The 682-nt window shown below is 57.6% G+C and carries 2 pseudogenes; one reads left to right on the top strand and one right to left on the bottom strand.

Annotation, left to right across the window (positions count from 1 at the left end):
- Positions 1 to 566, top strand: a pseudogene (locus QT222_RS00230) (site-specific integrase); the annotation flags it as partial.
- Positions 567 to 607: 41 nt separating this feature from the next.
- Here QT222_RS00230 and QT222_RS00225 read toward each other — a convergent pair.
- A pseudogene (locus QT222_RS00225) lies at positions 608 to 682 on the bottom strand (IS6 family transposase); the annotation flags it as partial.

The following is a 682-nucleotide window of genomic DNA, read 5'->3' as shown; positions in this document are numbered from 1 at the left end:
CGCTTGCTGGGTGGGGGTTACGGCCCTCCGAGGTTGCCGCGTTGCACGTCGACCAGGTGGTCTTGGATGCTGAAGACCCACATCTGTCGTTCGGTGATGGAGAGCGGAAGAACGGTCCTGGTGAGGTGACGCTATTGTATGGTGTGGACGTCGTCGCTGACCGGATTGATGCGCTTTCCGACCGTGAGACGTGGAACGGGTATCTGTTCCCCTCTCGGTCGTCGTCGACGGGCCACGTGTCCGTGAGTACAGTTCGGCGTCGGTTCAAACGGCTGGCTGACCGTGCGGGAGTGGTCATCGACGGGGATACGCCGACGCCGAAGATGGGGCGGCGATTCTGGTACTCGGCGTATCAGGAAGCTGTTGGTGAAGTTCTCGAGGGGTTAGAGGGAGTCGCTGAAGACCAGGGGAGTTCATCGACGGAAGTTGTGCTACGGAACTATCTGTCGAGGGAGCAGGAGCGGAGAGCGAGGCGGAGACGGATGGAAGAGAAGTTGGAAACGGCGTTTGACAAGCAGAGATGTGGCACCTGTAACAGCCAGAACAACAGGATTTCTGACCTGTGACAACAGTCGTACTCGTCAACTGTCGGCATTGGCGGCACTGTCTAGTTAGTAATCTCCTCAACCGGTGTTCGTCCATCAAGCGATTGATGCGGTCGGTGGAAGTTATAGTATTGCAC

Source organism: Haloferax sp. s1, from assembly GCF_058382125.1.
Note: the sequence above shows the minus strand (reverse complement) of the source record. Positions and strands in the feature narration are given on the sequence as shown.